Here is a 19680-nt window from a genome sequence, read left to right as displayed (position 1 = left end):
TCTATGACCAAACAGCCTGCCCAAAATAACGCTATCGGCAATCTGCTGATCCAGATCTGCAAGCTGCGGAGGAACAAAAGCAATGCCTTGTTAGCCGAAGCGGAGATCCATTCCGGGCAGGATGCTTTACTTTATCACCTGAGCATAGAAGATGGGCAGACAGTCTCTTCACTGGTAGAAAAGTTATGCATCCAGCATGGCACCATCGCAAGTATGATAGAGAGGATGGAAACATCCGGGATGATTAAAAAAGAGAAAGATGCCAACGACAAAAGAACATCCAGGATATACCTCACTCCCAAAGGAAAAGAAGCATTGACCAAGATCGCCAGGGTCTGGAAAACAATGGAATCACTTACCACAAAAGGTTTAACGGAAAAACAGGAAAATACGCTGCGGGAATTGCTGCAACAGGTACTCATCAATTTGAAGTAAGTTTTTTTATCTATATACTTAGTCGACTAAATAATATATTACTATGTTCACCATATTAAGTGCCACAGGCAAAACAGGCAGTGAAATAATAAAATTCTTTTCGGCAGCTGGTATTCCCTGTAATGCTGTCACAAGCGATCTTTCAAGATCAGTTATACTACCCCATATAAACTGGGTGGAAAATAATATACCGGCCGGAACAAAAAAGCTGTTCCTCAATACCGCTGTAACAGCAGATATGTTTGATGTACAACGCAGGTTCATTGATACTGCTAAAGATGCAGGTGTGGAACATATTGTAAAGCTTTCCACTCCCGGTGCATCGCCCACATCAAAAGACAGAACGGGACAGGTACACTGGCAGATAGAAGAATATCTCCGCAATTCCGGTATGAACTGGAACAGTTTACAACCGCAGACCTTCATGCAGAACTGGCTGGGCAACCTGGCCAACAATGTGCGGCAGGAAAGGAAGATCTATGCTGTTGCAGGTGACGGGAAAAAAGCATTTACAGACACCAGGGATATTGGAGAAGTGGCCTTTACATTACTCACTGATCCCAAAAAGTATATCAATAAGATCATCCCGCTCTCGGGGCCTGCACCTGTCAGTTATTATGAGGTTGCTGCCGCCATCAGCGATGCCATTGGCGAAACAGTCACCTATATTCCCCAAACACCGGAAGAAGGAAAAGCACGTATGGAAAAAGCAGGTTTCCCGGAATGGGCCGTTCAGATGAACCTGCTTGTTGATATGGGCCAACGGTCTGGTGCTGCGGAAAAACTGTTCTCTGATAACGTTGCAGAAATTTTAGGAAAACCCGGAAGAAGCATTTACGATTTTGCAAAAGACCATTCTAAATCCTTCATATGAAAACGATCCTGAAAGCCTGGCTTATTACCGCCAGCATAGCAGCCATCATCAACCTGGTATGGTTCTACATCAATACGGCAAAAAATGGTAATCCCTGGGCTGAGATCATTGGCGTGATGCCTATACTGGTAATGTCGTTTTCAACAATACTGGCGGGTTCACTGGTTTATTGGTTATTACGTAAAAGAGAATGGCTCTTTAAAACAGGTGCTGTTATCGTAACTATATTAAGTGTAATGGGGCATCCCACTTTAAAAGACGGGTCTGCTGTTCCTCCGGCGTTCCGGGTAATGGACATTCCGATGCATTTTGTGGCAGGACTGTTATGCGCTTTTTTAGTACCGTTTATTGCGAAACGCCTGAAAGCAAAACATGAGCCTTTTAACAAACAAATCTGAGCTCTACAGCAAAACCCACTACCGGTAATCGCCCGACCTTTGTGTTATAAAACATAAAAACATGGCAAAGATCTGGTTTATCACAGGTAGTTCAAGAGGGCTGGGACGCAGCCTTACAGAAGCAGTACTGGCAAAAGGCGACATGGTAGCCGCAACCGCCAGGAAACCTGAGCAATTAAAAGACCTCCGGGAAAAATATCCTGCACAACTCCTCGCACTCCAGCTGGATGTGACCCGGCAAAAACAAATACACCAGGCAGTAGCAGACGCTGTTGCGCATTTTGGAAAGATAGATGTGCTGGTTAACAATGCAGGCTTTGGCATCACAGGCGCTACAGAAGCTTTCACGGATGAGCAGGTACGCAGTCAGCTCGAAACGAACCTCTACGCCCCCATTGAGGTGACCCGCGCGGTTTTACCTTACATGCGCAAACAGCGTTCAGGACGTATTTTACAGATCAGCTCCATTGGCGGACGTACCGGTAATGTCGGCGTTTCTATTTACCAGGCCGCAAAATTCGGCGTAAGTGGTTTTTCTGAAGCACTGGCAAAAGAAGTAGCACCATTAGGTATTTACGTTACTTCTGTAGAACCCGGCGGATTCAGAACAGACTGGGCCGGCGACTCCATGACCTATGCAGAAAAAGTAGAAGGGTATGAAACCACGGTAGACTGGATAACAGAATACATCAGAAAAGGAGATTTTGTGCCGATGGGTGATCCTGCAAAAGCAGCAAAAGCCATGATCAACCTGGCAGATGATCCCACTCCGCCTGTACACCTGGTTTTGGGCAGCGAAGCTATCGGCTTGCTTAAAAAAGCAAATGCAGACAGGGATGCAGAAATGGAAAAGTGGTTACCGGTGAGCCTTTCTACAGACCATGATGAAGCAGTGAACTTCCTGGATACAGAGATGGGCAAAACACTCACCAACGCTAAAAACAATTAACTTTGAATGCATATGCCCACGCAGGAAAAAGATAACAGACCACCTATTCTATACTCCTGTTATACTGAAAAGAACAGGGAAGGCGAACAGTTTGTACCCGGACATGTGTTCGGGTACCAGTTGTCCGGCACGCTGGAAATAATGGTAAGCGGCAAAACATACAATATCAACCCGGGAGATTACTTCTTTTTCAGAAAGAACCAATTGGCGCGATTCCTGAAAAAACCTCCTCCGGGCGAAGAGTTCCGGTCTATTTCCGTATTCCTGGACCAGGAAACCCTGCATGCGGTCAGTGAAGAGCACGGTCTGAAAATGAAAAAAACGTACACAGGAGAAAATGCCCTGCTGCTGAAACCGAACCCGCTCTTTAAAAACTTCATAGACTCTCTCAAACCTTATATGGAAGGCAGTCCCATCCTCATGGGCTTAAAGGTAAAAGAAGCGATCATGATCCTCCTGGAAACGAATCCCGTTTTGCAGGATGTGCTGTTTGATTTCAGTGCTCCCGGGAAAATTGACCTGGAGGCTTATATGAATGAACACTATAAGTTCAATGTGGATATCAGCCGGTTTGCCTACCTCACGGGCAGGAGCCTGGCCTCTTTCAAAAGGGATTTTGAGAAGATCTTCCATACTTCCCCTAACCGCTGGTTACAGCAAAAAAGGTTGGATGATGCCTACCACCTGATCAAGGAAAAAGGCTGGCGCTCTTCTGATGTATACCTGGAAGTAGGGTTCAAAGACCTCTCCCATTTCTCCTTTGCCTTCAAAAAAGCCTACGGAGTTGCGCCTTCCAGGCTGGATAAAAGGGCCTGAATCCGTTAAGCCGGAGGGCGCTTTCATTAATCCGGGACCCAAAAACATTAAACCGGGCAGGCTAAATCTCCTGCTATTCAGTATTTTTACTGTATATGATGAGGCTGCTGCGTACAATAATTATTCTGCTCTTTACCTGCTCTCCGGTTTTTGCGGATGGCATTAACGAAGCTGATAGCTGGGCGCAGGTGCAAAAAGCAGGCAAAGGTACCATCACGGCCTACTGGTATGATATAGACCCATTCATTTACGCGGGCAGCAAAGGACAGTTACAGGGCGTGGAATTTGAGCTGATGGAGTCCTTTGTGCAATATGTAAAACAGAAATACAATTACGATCTCCGTATCAAATGGGAAAATGCGGGCAGCTTCGAAAGCATATACCGTAAAGTAAAGGACCATACAGCACCGGGGGTGTTTGGCTGGTCTTTTTTCTCCATTACCCCGGAGCGCAGGCATGAAGTGAATTTCACCCCTCCTTACATGCCAGACCTCAACATCCTTGTTACCAGTAATGAATTACCCCTCTACACTACTCCCCAGCTTTTTTTTGATCATCTTCAAATGTTACAGGGTTATACCATGGCGCATACCACCATGGAAGATGATCTCAAAAAACTGCAGGCACGCCGGAACTTTACCATCTACAGCGAATACGATGATTATGAAGTATTGCGGAAGATAGCCGGCAGGCAGAATGGTTTCGGGTATATTCCACTCACCATTTATGTAGTGGCCTTGCAGAAGGGGATCAAAGTGAAACGCCAGCACATCCTGGTAACGGAGCGCCCCGGTTTTGCAGGGATCTTTTCTAAGAACAGCGACTGGGGACCTGTTGTGAATGAATACTTCCAGAGCTTTGCCTGCAAGCGGAAAACGGATTCCCTGCTGGCCAAATACCTGGGAAGTGAAATAGGCCGGATCATTATGGACGGACCGGGTACGAACGAAACAGCACAGCAGAGCGCAGATATAGAACTCCTGACGAAGGAAAGGGAACTCGTATCCCAGCGGCTAATTGAAACGGCATTACAGGTGGAACATCAGAAAATGATGCGCAACATTTCCATCGGCGGCGCATTGGTAATTGTGATCATCACCATCCTGTTATACAATCGTTACAGAACAAAGAAAAGATTGAACGACCAGCTGATCCAACGCAATAGTATCATCACCCGGCAACACGAAGAGATTGCCCTGATGAACCGGAAACTGCAAATGAAAGTATTGCAGGCACAAATGAACCCGCACTTCATTTTCAATTCGCTCAATCACATGCAGTACTACATCAACCAGGGAGATAAATCCATTGCGTTGAAATACGTGGCGCGGTTCTCCCGCTTCATGCGGCTGATCATTCAACAAGCAAATGTAACCACGGTGAGTGTTGCGGAGGAAGTGCTGATGCTGGAACAATACCTGGGCATGGAGCATATCAGGTTTACCGGCAAATTCAGTTACGATCTGCAGGTAGCTGAAGACGTACCCGTTAATGAGATCAGGATTCCTCCTTTGTTATTATATCATTACGTAGAGAACTCCTTGTATCATGGCATCATGAACAGCAACCGGCATGGAGAGATCCATATTCAATTCTCCTGCACGGCCACCCAACTGATCTGCAGCATCCGGGATAACGGTATCGGCAGAACTGCCGCCAAACTGATCATGGACCAGAAAGCAGGCGTTAGCCCAACTCCCCATAGCGACCTCACTACGGAAAGGGTGCATATTATGAATGAAGATGTGCCTGGCAGTATCTCCGTATCCAAAGAAGATGTGCTTACAAACGGCGAAGTGGATGGTACCCTGGTACTGATCCGTTTTGCACTGGAGCATGCTATCGCCAAAGCTCCGGAAGAAGTGCTGTACAGCGTATAATGGGAATGTTCCCACAGAATGGGAATGCTCCCATGGCTATTTCGGCTGGCATATGTGGTGTATAAAGGAATTAAATCTTCAAATTTAATTAACCACATTATGAACTTCCATGAGAAAAACTGTACACGCAATCGCGCTGTTCCTCCTTTTTGCATTGCAAAGCCAGGCGCAGGCTCCTTCAGGTTATACACTCACCTGGTCAGATGAATTCAATACCTCCACGCTTGATACCACGATGTGGAAATACCGCATCGGGTCCAGCGGCACCAGTTATCAGCGATCTGAGAATGTAGCGCAGGACAGTGGAAAGATCAGGATCGATCTGAAAAAAGAATCTTTCATGGGGAAGGAATTCACCGGCGGTGGTATCATCACCAAAACTCCCCGCAGGTATGGATACTACGAAGTAAGTGTAAAAATAGACGGCGGTTACGGATGGCATGAGGCCTTCTGGACTTCCTGGCTGAGTGGTTTCGATGATCCCAATGCCGGTAGCAGCCAGACGATGAACAGGATAGAAATAGATTGCTTTGAGCACTATCCTGATTACGCGGCTAATTATTACACCTATGGCACTATCCAGTGGTATCCCATACAAGGCAATGCCAACAGGGATTACAGAACGGTTACGGAAAACCTTACTACCTCCTACAATACCTTCGGTTTTGAATATACGCCGGACTATCTCAACTACTTCTATAACGGCACACTGGTTAAAACGATAGACACAAGGGCCTTGCCCACACATGATCTCTATCTCTGGTTATCCGGTATTGCCACCAAACCCAATGCTACAGATTCTGGTGCTGTGTTCTTTGATTACCTGCGTTGCTATGAAATATCTCCTGCCAATTACAACACACGTAAAACTGCTTTCATCGCTTACCTGGATTCTCTGAAACTTCCTGTTCAATCAACAGGTCATGATCTCTGGATAGAAGCAGAAGATTTTAAAGACCCGAAGAACTGGACAAAAGAATTCGATGAAAATGCCACCGTACTGAAGGGTTTCACATCCCGCGTGGCGGGAAGGGATAGCAGTGAACTTACTGCTACTACCACTATCCGCATAGATTCCGCAGGTACTTATAAGTTATGGGTGAGGGCCAGGGATTTTGCTATCGGCCCCGGCACCAGGAAATTCAAAGTGTTTGTGAACGGGCAATTAGTAGCCGGAGAATTTGGTACGCATGGCATCAATGGCTACGCCTGGCAGAACGGCGGTACGTTCTATCTCCCGAAAGGAAATGTTACGATCAAAATATTTGACAGCTCGCAGAACTTTGCCCGCTGCGATAAATTACTGCTGACCACGGATACTGCTTTTGTACCTGTTGGCAGCGGCGGCAATTCGAATGTGCTGCATGTAGAACCTTTGCTGGATTTTCCACCCTTCATTGCGGGAAATATTGTGGTAACGAGGATCGGAGATGGCACGGCTGCTTTGGTGACAGGGAATGCGCATCCTGTTTTCCTCGATGAATATACGCCCGCCGGTGTGCTGGTGAGAAGTATCCCCATGCCGGTCGCCGCTATTGGCCTCAATAAAAAACTCACATTGGCCGTATCTGCAACAAATCATACAGAAGGATACCTCAGCCGTTCTCCTGATGGACGTTTTCTTGCACTCGCAGGTTATGATGCCGCTCCGGGACTGGCCAGTGTAAGTACTTCCACCCTGAACAGGGTTATTGGAATTGTCAATGCCGCAGGCACAATTAATACTACCACCAGTTTGAATACTTTCAGCGGTGTGGTGGTAAGGTCTGCCGTAACAAGTAATGGCACAGATATCTGGACAACCGGCGGGAACAATGGGATCAGATATACTACACTTGGCTCCGCTGCTTCCGTTGCCCTGGCTACCCAAACAGGCCGCTGCCTGCAGATCTTCGACAACCAGTTATATACTTCTACCACTGCCACCAATTACCGCATCGCGAAAATAGGAACGGGCCTTCCGAAAACAGCAGGGCAGATATTAACGAACCTTCCGGGATTTGCCACTGCTTCGGGAAGTCCTTATGGCATTTACTTTGCAGACCTTAGTACTTCAGTGGCGGGTTTAGATGTGATGTATGTGGCCGAGGAAGGGACTAATGCATTGTCCAAATACTCATTGGTATCAGGGAGTTGGGTATTGAATGGAAAGATCGGTAGTATTGCGGATACTTACAGGGGGCTTACAGGCGAACAATCCGATGGGCATGTTGTATTATATGCAACCCGTAAGAATAGTGAGATTGTTGCCGTTTTAGACACTACAGGGTATAATGCCAGTTTTGCAGGTATGCCGGTTACCCTGTTAGCTACTACGCCAACTAATACACTTATCAGGGGAATTGCGTTAGCGCCGGACACAAGTGCTGCTTTGATGCATAGCGGGCTGGCTGTTGCTGCTGAGCCTGCAAGGGCTGTTTCATCTGCTTCCTTACAAGTAATACCGCAGAGTGACCGGCAGACTTTGCAGGTGATCATCCAGGCAAAGGAAAAGATGCAGGGCTTCCTCCAGATCGTTAACATTGGAAGCGGGAAGATCGTACACGCGCAGGCAATCACTGCAGAGAAAGGAAGGTCTAACTATACAGTGAGAATTAAAGACCGCACAGCAGGCTTGTACATTGCTTCCTATCAAACGGGAGCAGAGAAGTTAGATTGCAAGTTTTTCAAACAATAGAAGAAGTTGGATTGTAAGTTTTTTAAACGATGATAATGAAGCGAATTATTCTTTTGGCGGTTGTGATCATGTGGACTGTCTCTACATATGCACAGTCGCTAAACGGCGACTGGTCCTTTGCCCTGGACCCACAGAAAATCGGGGAACAGGATGGATGGACAGCACCAACATTTCCGGATAACAAGCTGGATAAAGTAACAGTACCGCATTCTTATTCTGTTGATAAACGGTTCTTCTTCTATACCGGTAATGCCTGGTATTTCAGGAAATTTGATGCACAACCGCTGAAACCAGGCTATAAAGCTTTCATCAATTTTGATGCAGTGTTTTATAAATGCGAGATCTGGCTGAACGGACATAAAGTGGGTGGTCATGAAGGAGGGTATACCCCTTTCACTATAGATGTAACACAACATCTCCGGCAAAAGAATACCCTTTCCATCAAAGTAGATAATTCATGGGATAGCACTACTATTCCCGGTTCCAGAACAAGGGATTCAAACTATAATGCTCCCGGCGCACAGTTGTACCCCTGGATCAATTACGGTGGGATCACCAAACCTGTTGCTTTGCAGATCAGGCCTTCCACATACGTACACCATCTGAAAATAGAAGCAGAACCCGATCTGAAAAAGGGTACTGCACGGATCTTTATCCGCACGGATGGCGCCTTCATTAACCTCTATAGCGGCGGGCAAAAATTACCTGCCAGCTTTAAACCGGTAAATGGAGGCTTACAGGTTACCCTTCCTGCAAAAGATGTACAGCTATGGAGCCACGATAATCCGTATCTGTATATGGCAGAAGTAATAAGCGGAGAAGATACGGTAAGAAGTAATTTCGGGATCCGGAAAATTGAAGTAAAGAATGCGCAGTTGCTATTGAACGGGCAGACGGTAAAAATGGGCGGTTGTAACCGGCCAGCTGATTATCCGGGCCAGGGATCGCTTGATCCAAACCATGTATTGCAGCAAGACCTTACCCTGATCAAATCCTCCGGCATGGAGCTATCGCGCATTGCACATCATGCCGTTTCCAAAGATCTGCTGGACTGGGCTGATAAACATGGTATGCTGATCATTACAGAAGCCGGCAACTGGCAACTCTCCCCGAAACAAATGGCCGATCCCCTGATCCGGGAAAAGTTCAGGTCTCAAATGAAAGAAATGGTGGAAAGGGATTGGAATCATCCTTCCGTGATCGCGTATTCATTAGGTAATGAATTCTATTCTCACCGTGCGGAAGGACAGGCATGGGTAAGAGACATGGCCCAGTTTGCGAGAGAGCTGGATGCTACCCGGCTGATCACTTTTGCAAGTAATATTGTTTTCAGGGATTACATTAAAAAACCGGAAGATGAGGCCTCTCAATATGTTGATTTCGTGAGTGCGAATGTATATGCCAAACATGCAGAATGGGTGGCGCGCATTCATGAACTATATCCTTCCAAACCGGTATACATCAGTGAATTTGGCATCATGGCCACCGTCAACAAAACGGAACAGGACAGGATCAAATACCTGCAGGATGCTATCGCCGTTTTCCGGAAAGCAGATTATGTAGTGGGCGCTTCCATCTGGACGTATAACGATTATCTCAGCCGGTACCCACAGACCAATCCGGATGGATACAGGTCCTGGGGTATTGTTACGCCAGACAGGCAATTACGGGAATCCTATAACATCATACAGAAAGAATTCTCTCCGGCATTAATAGAAATAGTCAGTAACCTGGGCGGTAAACTAACCGTAAGGATTAAGTCGAGAGCAGATTTCCCTGCTTATACGCTGAAGGGATATAAAGTAAAACATGGGGATCAGACACTTAACCTCCCGGTTATGCAACCCGGTGATACGCAGACATTAACTTTTAATACGGGGAATGGCCCGGTGGAGTTGATCAAACCGGGTGATTTTGTGATCCTGCGGCAGAAGTTATAAATTTACGCATGGCCAGTTTACTGAAAGAAATTTACTCCAAAGAATTCTACGAAGGATTTTCAACTATACTTATACAACATATTCCTTCCTTTTCTAAAAAGGAATTCCTCAAGCGCATCTTCACGAAAGATTTTGAGCTGAAGGAATTAAAAGAAAGAATGAGGCACACTACTACGGTGCTTCATTCTTTCTTTCCGGAAGATTATGCTGCTACCACCCAGCTTTTAGGAAAGATCATCAGCTCCCTGCGGGAAAACGATTTCGGGGAAGACAGCCTGGCCTTTATGATCCTGCCTGATTATATAGAGGTGTATGGCCTGGAACATTACCAGCATTCAGTTAAGGCACTGGAGCAGGTTACACAGTTTGTAAGTTGTGAATTTGCAGTAAGGCCTTTCCTCTTAAAGTATGGAGAGAAGATGATGCAGCAGATGACGAAATGGTCCCTACACAAAAATCATAAAGTAAGGCGGTTGAGCAGTGAAGGGATGCGCCCTAAATTACCCTGGGCGATGGCTGTTCCTGCATTAAAGAAAGATCCATTGCCTGTGCTGGCCTTATTGGAAAACCTGAAGAATGATCCTTCGGAATGGGTTAGGCGCAGTGTAGCGAACAACCTCAATGATATTTCAAAAGATCATCCCCAGCTGGTGTTGAACATTGCTAAAAAATGGAAAGGGATCGGGAAGGAAACGGATGCTATTATCAAACATGGCTGCCGTACTTTACTGAAGCAGGGACATGCAGAGATATTGCAGTACTATGGATTGGATGGGGGCAATATACAACTCAGTAACTTTAAAATACTCACACCGAAAGTGAAGATAGGTGATGCCCTGGCATTCTCATTTTCGATCCGTAACAATAACACGACTACACAAACCGTGCGGCTGGAATATGCGATCTATTACAGGAAGGCCAATGGGCATTTGTCCAAAAAAGTGTTTAAGATCAGCGAGAAACCATACGGGCCGGGTGAGCAGGCGGAGATCCTCAGGAAGCAGAAATTTATCCTGATCACTACACGAACGTTCTATGCGGGAAAGCATGAGATGTCTGTTATCATCAACGGGCAGGAGAAGATAACAGGGGAGTTCTTATTAGTGTAGTTAATCTGCGGCTACTACCTCTATCTCCAATAACCACTGATCATCATAGATCCCGGCGATCACAATGGTCATAGCGGGTTGATGATCGCCCAGCACTTCATTCCTGATCTCGAAATTCTCTTCTCGGAACTGGCGGCTGGCCAGGAAGATGGTGATCTTTACAATGTTTTCCAGCGTCATGCCGGCATTTTTCAGGCGGGCCTCAATGTTCTGCCAGGTAAGCCTGCACTGGTCCCGGAAATTATCGGGAATATAACCCCGTTCGTCTTCCGGCACCTGGCCGCTTACAAATACAAATCGTTTTGGACTGCTTACTGCATAAGCCTGCGAATAGGCTGCGCCCGTTGGCTCAATTGGCTGATAGGTCATGAATATAGGGATATTGGTTACCCCGTAAAGTTACAACTTAAAAAAGATCTTTTTCTGATACAGCCAGTAACAAAGATACCATTCTAACAGCAGTACGGCTATTGCCGAACCAAGGGTCTGCCAGTTTTCGGGGATGCTTAAAAAGCCCAAACCTCCTTTCACAAAAATACCCACGGCCCCATTAACCCATTGATACCCTACGGTTTCAAAGAAGATGTAGATGAAAATGGAATTCATGCCCACTACCACGGCAATCCAGGTATATTTCTTATGGTCTTTTATATCTATCCACCAATACAGGGCTGCAAGGATGAGGGTAACATAACCCAGGGAGGTTAAAACAAATCCGCCGGTGCTGATGCGTTTGATAATAGGGGAAATACCACTCAGGTCAACCGCATAACCAAGCGCTAAGGCAATCAGGCCGGATATGATGAGGGTTTTTATTTTAAACGCGGAAGACCGGGAACTCATTAATAGCTTTCCTGCGGTTACCCCTAAAATGGTATGCGCAGCGGTGGGAATGCAGTTGATCGTTACCCACCCTCCGTTATTGATCTTACCCATGAACAACGTATCCATATAAGCCCCGAAATTATGCCCCTGTACAAATGGCTGATCAAAACCCGGCATCAGGATGGTCCTGTAGAGTACATCATTGAGGATGATCATGAACAATGCGGCACCTATCTGTACAGTGAAGGATCTCCTGATCAGGAAATAAGCCACCAGTGTGGTAAAGGATAATTGTGTGAGCACGTTCCAGAGTTCCCATACCAGTTTGCCCGCATAAATACAATGCAGGCCGGTGCCCAGGAGGAATAACTTCAGGCTCCGTATGGCAATGTGTTTAAAATTATCCCGTTCGGATACACCCTTGCTCCTTTTACGTTCTACGGCTATGTACATCGCCGTGCCGGCCATGAACATAAAGGCAGGTTGTATCAGGTCCCAGAAACGCAGGCCATGCCAGGGATGGTGAAAGAACTGATCTATCAGTACACCTGGTTGTAAGTCTTCTATAGCGTGGTAGAGATTGGCGCTTTCGGCAGCGAGGAAGATCATGATCATGCCCCGCATGACGTCTAAGGATAATAATCTTCCTTCCGGTTTTAAGGTAGTGGTCATATCTGTACAAAATAGCAAAAAAATAACCGGGGCCATAATGCCCCGGTTATAATGTTATTCAAAGTTGATCAGGAGAGAGGGTTGCCCGGCATCAGGTATCTGGCCTAATCCGGCAGACCAGTCGCTTTTTGTGGCCATGATACCTACACGGAAGGCGGTGGTAGCAGCTAAATTTTTGATCTTGGAACGAACGATACGCATTTCAAACTTCAGCACACCGCCGCTCTGTACTTTAGTACCTACCTGGAAATGTTCTGTTGCACCACTGGGTTCAAAAGAGAAGGCGTTTTGTGCTCCTTTGTGGTTGAAGGCATCCAGCCAGTCCCCAAGGATATTTCCTTCCAGCAGTACATCGTATCCGCCATCGGGAATACTGGTCAGCAAACCCGTAGTGGTGCTATTATCTGTATCCAGGTAAAAGTCGTAGATATCTCCGTTGGCTTCTGTACTGTTCACTTCCAGGTATACATATACATAGGATGCATCGTAATCGAACTTCGCTTTGCGGAAGAATTTTTCACCGGCACCGGAAGTAAGTACGTATTGCGATACGTTATCCCAGTCTGCCAGTGAATTATCATTCAGTTTCACGGGCGATGTTTTGGCAATGTAGATCACTGTGGAGCCTTCAGATACGCGGCCATCTTTAGTGGTGGCATATAAAGTGGGCACATATTTACCTTTTTCAGGGTACGTGTGTACAGGGCTTTGTTCTGTGGAAGTAGCCCCATCCCCGAATTCCCAGCGGTAGGAAACGGCACCACTGGTTTCGTTGGTGAAGGTTACCGTTTTATCTGCTATGTCAACGGTATAAAAAATATCTGCTTCCGGTTTTACTTCGTCCTTTTTACAACCGGCTATCAGTGGCAGCAGGAGAATATATTTAATGATCTTCATGATAATGCGGCATTAAAGTTAGCAATCAGGGATTCTGTCCACAGAGTTTGTTGGTCTGTATCTCATCTATCGGAATGTAATAGATGATGCGGTTATTATCCCATTTTGTGATCATATTGGCGTAGTTGGTGGGATTTACGGCCAGGTTGATATCTGATTCCTTCAACCCCGGTAAATGATACCCCCAGTATGTTCTGTTCAGGTCCTGTTTATTACGGTACACATCATAATTGCGGTGTCCTTCAAAGGCCAGTTCTATACGTCTTTCTTTCAATACGGTTTGCAGTGCAGTTTTACCGGCAGGCAGTACTCCGTTATATAATGAATTTTCCAAACCACGGTTCTGGCGGATCACATCCACAGCCGCCAGTGCGCCGGCAGCATTATTGGATTTCGCCATCGCCTCTGCTTTGTTCAGGTACATTTCCGCAAGGCGGAACATAATAGGAGAACTCAGCGTAGGGCTTCCTCCCTGGAAGGAGAATTTGCTGATGTAATAGATATCAATGCCATTCTTCTTCTGGATCACATTTCCCACTTTCAGGGGTTTGATGTAAGACCATCTTACGTCTTCCATATGGCCGGACATGGTATCACGTAATGATTGGGAAGCATATTCTTCTCCCCATCCGGAGTTACCATCTGAATACAACATGGAAGCAATGGAACCCGCCTTTCCATAATCATCCGCGGCGGTAAAAGCCACACAGAAGATGGTTTCTTTGCCGGTGAGCGCATTCGCAAACAGGGAAGGAAAACTTGCGGCGGTCTCTAATGTAAAACGATTAGAGCCGATCACTTTGTCTGCATAATAAATAGTACTGTCGTTCGCCTCTTTGTAGAGGTATGCCCTGGAAAGCAAAGCCCATGCAGCTTCTTTGGAAGCAAACTGTACACCCCGGGGCTGGGCCATCAGCCCTGCACCCTTTTCTGCATCCGCTACAACGGAGTTATATACTTCCGCAACAGTGGCCCTTGCTTTTTGTCCCGGATCACTTACAGAAGTGCGTAAGATAATGCCTGCAGCTGCCGGATCGTGTGTGTAGGGTTTGGCATATAACCTTACGAGGTTAAAATGACAGAAGGCCCTTAAGAAATAACATTCCCCGATCAGCTGTTTGATGCTTTCATCCGGGTTCGCGATCTTCTCTGCGGACTCCAGTACGGTATTTACATCATTGATGATCTTATAAGAGATATACCAGAAGTAGCGGCTGTTGGTTTGTGTAGCGGTATGGTCCCCGGAGAAACTGTAAAACAGCGGGTCCGTGGTGGTTTGGCCACATACAATATCATCTCCTGCAAAATCACTCATCTGGAAATACTGGCGCAGATACATGTTATTCCCGTCTACCGTTCCGTTGAAAGACACATGGTCTTTGAACAAAGCATAGGCACCATTCAGCCCCTGCTGCAATCCTTCTTTGGTCCCTGTTAAAGTACCAGTGGTGAGGGAATCGCTGGGATCCACATCTTTCAGGCAGCCGGTCATTAACAGCGGTATAATAAGTAGTTGTAAAATGAATCTTGTTTTCATGATCTTATAATTTTTTCCTAAAACCGGATGTTAACGTTTAACAGGTACTGGCGATTATTGGGATACTTGAAGTCGGACAGGCCGGGCATCACATAACTGCCGGAAGAGATCGTGGTGGCAGGGTCCTGCCCCAGGAACTTCGTGAACGTGTAAACATTATCCGCCGTTAATGAAAGTGTAACCCCATCCAAACGGAGCGGGCTGATCCATGTTTTTGGCAAAGTATAGGACAGTGAAATATTTCTGATAGATAAGAAACTGCCATCTTTCAGGTAACGCGTGGATGTTTCCGTAGCGTTGGCTGCATTCTGCGGACTTGGCTCTGTGGCAATGTCTCCTGGTTTGGTCCAGGTTTTATAACCAGAAGGCAATACGATCTGGTTGTAGTAAGGCTCCATGCCATCGTTCATTACAAAACGCAAAGAGTTAGAGAACACTTTATTACCTGAAATGAAATAACCATTCACGCTCAGGCTAAAGTTCTTATACTTCCATTGAGAGGTGATACCGCCCTGGAATTTAGGCAGCGCAGATCCTACTTCCTGGTAAGTGGCGCTGGCATAATCGTTCGTTACTTCGCGGGACACTACTTTTCCGTCTGCATCTTTTTCCAGCACTTCCCATTGGGGCGCACCTGTTTCTTTATCTACACCCAACCATTTAGGCATATAGAATTCATAGAGGTTGCCACCATTGCGGTAGATCTGTGAAATGCTCCAGGTAGGCTGTGTGCGGATGATGTCGCTGGGTAGTTTCTGTAATTTGTTAGAATTGAAGTTGATGTTGAAATCTGTGCTCCACTCAAAATCCTTCGTTTTAATATTCACGCTGCTAATACCGAATTCAACACCATTATTTACGATCTCGCCCGCATTCTCCCAACGTTGTTCAAAACCAACGGAGAGTGGCTGGGATACCTGTAACAGCAGGTTCTTCGTCACGTTATTATATACATCTACGGTGAAGTTCACGCGTTTGAATAATCCCACATCGATACCGGCATTCAGCTGGTGCTTACTTTCCCAGGTGAGGTCCGGGCTGGGCAATTGTAAAGGAACTGCCGCGGTGCCACCATTATACTGACTGCTCAATGAATACAATCCCAGGTAACGGGAAGATCCGATATCCTGTGTGCCCGTTACGCCGTAGCTGCCACGGAGCTTTAATTCATCCAGCCACTCCACTCCTTGCAGGAAGGATTCCTTGCTCATCATCCAGGCTGCTGACACAGCGGGGAAGGAACCGTACCTTTTACTGGAAGGAAAGGCCGAAGAACCATCTACCCGGTAAGAAGCCGTGAGGAAATATTTATCGCGGAAGCCGTAGTTCACCTGTGAAATAAGGGATTGCAGGATGCCCTGATCGTTACGGCCGGTAACCAATTGATTATTGGATACCACATTCAAAACAGAGAGGCCGGTGGGCAATCCTTTACCGGATGCACCTACTATCTCTGTTTTGCTATTCTCAATAGCCACCCCTGCGAGGCCGCTGATAGAATGATCACCTTTGCGGAAATTGAATTTCAGGAGGTCCGTAGAGATCACACCATAATTCAGTGTACCCAGTTCATTCAGGAAACCGGTTCCATGATATAAACCAGCCACCACCGGAGAATAGAAATCCGTTGACTTGTTATAGTTCACCGCGCCGCGGTTGGTACTGGAAAAGGAGAGCCAGTCTGTGATCTGGATATTCAGGTTCAGGTCATAGTTGACATTAAAGCTCTTATAAGGATGATTGGAATTCCGGATCGTATGCACCGGGTTCGTTTTATCCCTTGACCACCATTTGGAAGTAGTATTACCATCCACATATACCGGCTGGCCATTTGCATCGTATGGGTTATCCCATGGCATGTTCAGGTAAGCATAGAACACATCTTCATAATTGAAGCTCTTACCGCTCGCGGCGCTGAGGTTGATGTTATTGGTAACGCTTACTTTTTTAGAGAAGTGATGCGTGGAATTACCGCGCAGATTGATCCGTTGGAAATTCGTATTCAGGAAAGTACCCTTCTCATTATAATAGGAGATACTTGTGTAATATTCATTCTTTTCATTGGCGCCACTGGCGGAAATGAAATAGTTCTGCACCGGTGCTGTGGGAAACATGGTAGTGAGCCAGTTGTAATTCTGATCCCTCAGTTCCCTTGGGCGTTCACTGTAGAATTTGAGCAGATCTATCTTGTGTGAGCTATTGGTAGTACCGGGAATATAGTCACGGTATAATTCTTTGTGGCGTTCGTATAATTGCGCACCATTCATCATATCTATCTTGCCAAAGTCCGGCTGGCGGAAACCTGTTACAGCTCTCGCTTCGAACCTTACTTTATCACCACGGCCTTTTTTAGTGGTAACAATGATCACACCGGCATTGGCCTGTGAACCATACATAGCAGTAGCGCCGGCATCCTTCAAAACGGAAATGCTTTCCACATCGTTCGGATCGAAATTGCCACCAATGATACCGTCTACCACATAGAGGGGTGTTTGAGATGCGTTCACAGAAGAAACACCCCTCAGCCTGATCTCTGAAACGCTGCCTGGTACACCGGAACTATTTACTACCTGCAAGCCCGCTACCTTTCCCTGCAACATGGAGCCCACATCATTCGTGGTTACATCTTTCAGTTTTTCTGAAGAAACGGTAGTTACGGAGCTTGTAAGTTCACTCTTCCTTCTGTCACTGTATCCTACCACTACGATCTCGTTGAAGTTCCTGGTGTCTTCCTGCAACACCAGGCTCAGTGGCTGGCCGGTTGCACTAACTTCCCTGGTAACAAAACCGATACTGCTGATGGTGAGGATTGCACCGGGTCGGACATCTTTTAACATAAAGAGGCCTTGCTCATTTGATTGGGTACCTCTTGCTGTTCCTTTTATTAAAATAGTAGCACCTGGGAGTGGGGAATTGTCTGAAGCCGTAATTTTCCCGGTTTGTGTAATAGTAGTATCTGCTGCTTTGGGCGCGGCTGTTTCAATGCCTGCGGCCGGTAATTTCTTGATCACGAAACTGTTGCCTTCCAGTGCGTACATTACCTGTTGGTCTTTCAGGCAAAGTTCCAGCAACTGTTGCACGGTTACGTCCTTTACATTGAGGGTAACCGGGCGGGTGTTGGACAATACTTTTTCCGAATACACAATGGAAACGCCGGTTTGCGTGATCACTTCTGCGAAAACCTTCCGTAGTGGCATATCTTTCACCGTCATGGTTACTTTTTGGGAGTAACCGGCGGCAGAGACATGCAGACAGGTGATCAGCAGCAGGAATGTGGTTAGTTTCATAACCCTGAAAATTTTGGTTGACAGCCCGCATGAATGGCGGGCTATTGCATTACAACTGAATTGCATACTTTTGTGGTGTTTGGTAATAATTTTGATTGATCCTACAGAGATTTATTAAAATGCCAGATGTACACCGGGTCCCGACTGCAATCGGAATCCGGTTTTTTATTTTTGGTTGACGATAACGTGTTTTTTTGTTTTATGGTAATACGATCACTTTTCTTCCTTCTACCCTGAAATGGTTGAATCCGCTCCCTTCCAGCAGGGTGAGCACATTTTCCAGGTTAAGCTTCCTGGCAATACCGCCTCCATAGAGTTCTGTACCGGGTGTTGTTTCATATACGATCTCTACATCGTACCAGCGGGCCACTTCTCTTAAGATAGCCGGCAGGGCCATGTCGTTGAATACAAAAAGTCCATTCTTCCAGGCGGTCACTTTCTTTACATCGGCTTCCTGTACGGTGAAAGCATGGCTCTTCAAAATGGCCTGCTGGCCGGGCTTCAGCAAACGGGCTGTATTTCCTTCTTTTACCTGTACGGCCCCTTCCAGCAAAGTGGTGTTCACGGTGTTTTCATCTGCATAGGCCATGATATCGAAATGGGTGCCGAGTACCTGTACTTCCATCTCATTCGCCTTTACTTTAAAAGGCTGTTCTGCGTTCTGCGCCACTTCAAAATATCCCTGCCCTTCCAGCTCCACAATCCTTTCTTTTCCCGTAAAGGCCATAGGGTAGCGGAGAGAGGAGGCGGAATTCAGCCATACTTTGGTACCGTCCGGCAATACTACACGGAACTGACCACCGCGGGGAGTAGATAATTTATTGTAACCTTCTGCTGTTTTTCCTGCGCTGCTATATAATAATTGTCCGTTCTGTTGGGAGATCTTTGTATCGCCGCGGCTGATCACCTGGTTGCCTGCACTGTCCAGCGTTACGGTGGAACCATCTGCTAAAGTAAGAGTGGCTTTGTCGCTGCCAGGGAGGATGGGTTTCTTTTCTGCTGTTATTTCCGGGACGGTAGTTGTTCTGTTTGTTTGTGTGAACCACCAGGTGGCTAATAATAAAACTGCTGCGGCGGCAGCTACTCTTGGGAGGGTAAAGATCCGCCTTGGTTCCTTTTTAACAATGCTGGCATAAACGCTTTCCGTATCTACCTGGGGGAATGATTCCTCCCCGTTGAAACGGTGAAACTCGGCTTCCATGAACTGGTGCAGGGTTTCATCGTTCTCTGCCGCCGCGATCACAGCAAACAATTCTTCCAGTTCTTCCCTGGTACAGGATTTATCTGTATAGCGTTGAAGCAGGTATGTTATTCTTGACGGATCGTACGGCATATGGAAGCTGCGTTTAAATAAAGACGTACGGGAGGAAGGGAAGGACCGGAA

The 19680-nt window shown here is 46.4% G+C and carries 15 protein-coding genes; 9 read left to right on the top strand and 6 right to left on the bottom strand.

Translation table 11 applies throughout. The features are described 5' to 3' along the window. Window positions 1–3 precede the first annotated feature (3 nt). The 9 genes from BUR42_RS24020 (at window position 4) to BUR42_RS23980 (ending at window position 11078) form a co-directional block, all read left to right on the top strand. Window positions 4–435, top strand: a complete 432-nt coding sequence (locus BUR42_RS24020; RefSeq protein ID WP_074242113.1) for a MarR family winged helix-turn-helix transcriptional regulator — start codon at window positions 4–6, stop codon at window positions 433–435. Window positions 436–478: 43 nt separating this feature from the next. Further along, window positions 479–1309 carry an NmrA family NAD(P)-binding protein gene (locus tag BUR42_RS24015; RefSeq protein WP_074242112.1) on the top strand — a complete coding sequence of 277 codons (831 nt, stop codon included), beginning with the start codon at window positions 479–481 and terminating at the stop codon, window positions 1307–1309. Beyond that, on the top strand, window positions 1306–1707 hold the full coding sequence (locus BUR42_RS24010) for a hypothetical protein (protein WP_074242111.1): 402 nt from the start codon (window positions 1306–1308) through the stop codon (window positions 1705–1707). Before BUR42_RS24015 ends, BUR42_RS24010 begins: the two co-directional genes overlap by 4 nt. A 61-nt stretch (window positions 1708–1768) precedes the next feature. Continuing rightward, window positions 1769–2656, top strand: coding sequence for an oxidoreductase (locus BUR42_RS24005; protein ID WP_074242110.1), 888 nt, complete (start codon window positions 1769–1771; stop codon window positions 2654–2656). Window positions 2657–2668: 12 nt separating this feature from the next. Continuing rightward, the gene (locus BUR42_RS24000; protein WP_074242109.1) at window positions 2669–3472 is read left to right on the top strand and encodes a helix-turn-helix domain-containing protein; all 804 of its coding nucleotides are present in this window, start codon (window positions 2669–2671) and stop codon (window positions 3470–3472) included. Window positions 3473–3567: 95 nt separating this feature from the next. Continuing rightward, window positions 3568–5352 (top strand): histidine kinase, encoded by a 1785-nt coding sequence (locus tag BUR42_RS23995; RefSeq protein WP_074242108.1) that lies wholly within the window; start codon window positions 3568–3570, stop codon window positions 5350–5352. Window positions 5353–5461: 109 nt separating this feature from the next. After that, window positions 5462–8029, top strand: a complete 2568-nt coding sequence (locus tag BUR42_RS23990; RefSeq protein WP_074242107.1) for a glycoside hydrolase family 16 protein — start codon at window positions 5462–5464, stop codon at window positions 8027–8029. Window positions 8030–8064: 35 nt separating this feature from the next. After that, window positions 8065–9969: a glycoside hydrolase family 2 protein gene (locus BUR42_RS23985; RefSeq protein WP_159442338.1), complete on the top strand. Its 1905-nt coding sequence runs from the start codon at window positions 8065–8067 to the stop codon at window positions 9967–9969. An 8-nt stretch (window positions 9970–9977) separates the two neighbouring features. Then, window positions 9978–11078 carry a DNA alkylation repair protein gene (locus BUR42_RS23980; RefSeq protein WP_074242105.1) on the top strand — a complete coding sequence of 367 codons (1101 nt, stop codon included), beginning with the start codon at window positions 9978–9980 and terminating at the stop codon, window positions 11076–11078. On the opposite strand, the gene BUR42_RS23975 is transcribed toward BUR42_RS23980, so the two are convergent. The 6 genes from BUR42_RS23975 to BUR42_RS23950 form a co-directional block, all read right to left on the bottom strand. Next, complete coding sequence (locus BUR42_RS23975) at window positions 11079–11447, bottom strand: RidA family protein (protein WP_074242104.1); 369 nt, start codon at window positions 11445–11447, stop codon at window positions 11079–11081. It lies immediately after the preceding gene. A 30-nt stretch (window positions 11448–11477) separates the two neighbouring features. Next, window positions 11478–12575, bottom strand: a complete 1098-nt coding sequence (locus BUR42_RS23970) for an acyltransferase family protein (protein WP_074242103.1) — start codon at window positions 12573–12575, stop codon at window positions 11478–11480. A 54-nt stretch (window positions 12576–12629) separates the two neighbouring features. After that, entirely contained in the window at window positions 12630–13472 is an 843-nt protein-coding gene (locus BUR42_RS23965) for a PKD domain-containing protein (protein ID WP_074242102.1), read from the bottom strand. A 25-nt stretch (window positions 13473–13497) separates the two neighbouring features. Then, window positions 13498–15009, bottom strand: a complete 1512-nt coding sequence (locus BUR42_RS23960; RefSeq protein WP_074242101.1) for a RagB/SusD family nutrient uptake outer membrane protein — start codon at window positions 15007–15009, stop codon at window positions 13498–13500. A 17-nt stretch (window positions 15010–15026) separates the two neighbouring features. Then, complete coding sequence (locus BUR42_RS23955) at window positions 15027–18296, bottom strand: TonB-dependent receptor (RefSeq protein ID WP_074242100.1); 3270 nt, start codon at window positions 18294–18296, stop codon at window positions 15027–15029. Between the two features lie 199 nt (window positions 18297–18495). After that, window positions 18496–19629, bottom strand: coding sequence for a FecR family protein (locus BUR42_RS23950; protein ID WP_074242099.1), 1134 nt, complete (start codon window positions 19627–19629; stop codon window positions 18496–18498). Window positions 19630–19680 lie beyond the last annotated feature (51 nt).

The organism is Chitinophaga niabensis, from assembly GCF_900129465.1.
Taxonomy (GTDB): domain Bacteria; phylum Bacteroidota; class Bacteroidia; order Chitinophagales; family Chitinophagaceae; genus Chitinophaga; species Chitinophaga niabensis.
The sequence above is the reverse complement of the archived record's forward strand: the minus strand, read 5'-3'. Positions and strand labels throughout refer to the sequence as shown.

What these genes read in the sequence shown, in the direction of transcription:
- BUR42_RS24020 (WP_074242113.1), top strand. Translation starts at nt 4, where the DNA reads ATGACCAAACAGCCTGCCCAAAATAACGCTATCGGCAATCTGCTGATC.
- BUR42_RS24015 (WP_074242112.1), top strand. Translation starts at nt 479, where the DNA reads ATGTTCACCATATTAAGTGCCACAGGCAAAACAGGCAGTGAAATAATA.
- BUR42_RS24010 (WP_074242111.1), top strand. Translation starts at nt 1,306, where the DNA reads ATGAAAACGATCCTGAAAGCCTGGCTTATTACCGCCAGCATAGCAGCC.
- BUR42_RS24005 (WP_074242110.1), top strand. Translation starts at nt 1,769, where the DNA reads ATGGCAAAGATCTGGTTTATCACAGGTAGTTCAAGAGGGCTGGGACGC.
- BUR42_RS24000 (WP_074242109.1), top strand. Translation starts at nt 2,669, where the DNA reads ATGCCCACGCAGGAAAAAGATAACAGACCACCTATTCTATACTCCTGT.
- BUR42_RS23995 (WP_074242108.1), top strand. Translation starts at nt 3,568, where the DNA reads ATGATGAGGCTGCTGCGTACAATAATTATTCTGCTCTTTACCTGCTCT.
- BUR42_RS23990 (WP_074242107.1), top strand. Translation starts at nt 5,462, where the DNA reads ATGAGAAAAACTGTACACGCAATCGCGCTGTTCCTCCTTTTTGCATTG.
- BUR42_RS23985 (WP_159442338.1), top strand. Translation starts at nt 8,065, where the DNA reads ATGAAGCGAATTATTCTTTTGGCGGTTGTGATCATGTGGACTGTCTCT.
- BUR42_RS23980 (WP_074242105.1), top strand. Translation starts at nt 9,978, where the DNA reads ATGGCCAGTTTACTGAAAGAAATTTACTCCAAAGAATTCTACGAAGGA.
- BUR42_RS23975 (WP_074242104.1), bottom strand. Translation starts at nt 11,447, where the DNA reads ATGACCTATCAGCCAATTGAGCCAACGGGCGCAGCCTATTCGCAGGCT.
- BUR42_RS23970 (WP_074242103.1), bottom strand. Translation starts at nt 12,575, where the DNA reads ATGACCACTACCTTAAAACCGGAAGGAAGATTATTATCCTTAGACGTC.
- BUR42_RS23965 (WP_074242102.1), bottom strand. Translation starts at nt 13,472, where the DNA reads ATGAAGATCATTAAATATATTCTCCTGCTGCCACTGATAGCCGGTTGT.
- BUR42_RS23960 (WP_074242101.1), bottom strand. Translation starts at nt 15,009, where the DNA reads ATGAAAACAAGATTCATTTTACAACTACTTATTATACCGCTGTTAATG.
- BUR42_RS23955 (WP_074242100.1), bottom strand. Translation starts at nt 18,296, where the DNA reads ATGAAACTAACCACATTCCTGCTGCTGATCACCTGTCTGCATGTCTCT.
- BUR42_RS23950 (WP_074242099.1), bottom strand. Translation starts at nt 19,629, where the DNA reads ATGCCGTACGATCCGTCAAGAATAACATACCTGCTTCAACGCTATACA.